1 protein-coding gene is annotated in these 643 nt (G+C 42.6%); it reads left to right on the top strand.

The genetic code is table 11. The features are described 5' to 3' along the window. Positions 1-643: mucin-binding protein (locus GEZ89_RS09640; RefSeq protein WP_416222461.1), on the top strand; the 643-nt coding region annotated here is incomplete at both ends.

The raw sequence follows: 643 nt of genomic DNA, 5'->3' as shown, positions 1-643 counted from the left end.
TACCAGTAATTCCAGGTTACTACGCTGATAAGACAGAAGCTGGTGGTAAGACAGTTACTCCAGAAAATCCTGAAGCAACAGATACAGTAACCTACAAACCACTTGGAAACTTGGTTCCAAAACCAGAAACACCAAATGATCCAAACTTCCCATCAACACCAGGTGTTAAATATCCGAACGATCCAACAGACCCAAGTAAACCAGGTCAACCAGTTGTTCCAGACGTACCAGGCTACAAACCATACTTGCCAGATCCAAAAGATCCAAGCAAACCAGGTAAACCAGTAGAACCAGGTAAGGAGCTACCAAACCTTCCAACAAACCCAGGTGACGACACACCAATCATTTACGTACCAATCGTAAATGATGTGAAGAAACCAACTAAACAAACAGTTAAGTTTGAAGGAGCAGGCGATAAGACTCCAGGAGACAACGTCCAAGACGACTTTACGTTTACTGGTAAAGAAAACAAAGCTTCTGGAACTACAACATGGACTGAGAAGAGCCATACTTACAGTAAGGTATCTGTACCAGTAATTCCAGGTTACTACGCTGATAAGACAGAAGCTGGTGGTAAGACAGTTACTCCAGAAAATCCTGAAGCAACAGATACAGTAACCTACAAACCACTTGGAAACTTGGT

Source organism: Streptococcus mitis, from assembly GCF_009496285.1.
GTDB classification, from domain to species: Bacteria; Bacillota; Bacilli; order Lactobacillales; family Streptococcaceae; genus Streptococcus; species Streptococcus mitis_BP.
This window is presented reverse-complemented; position numbering and strand designations above follow the sequence as displayed.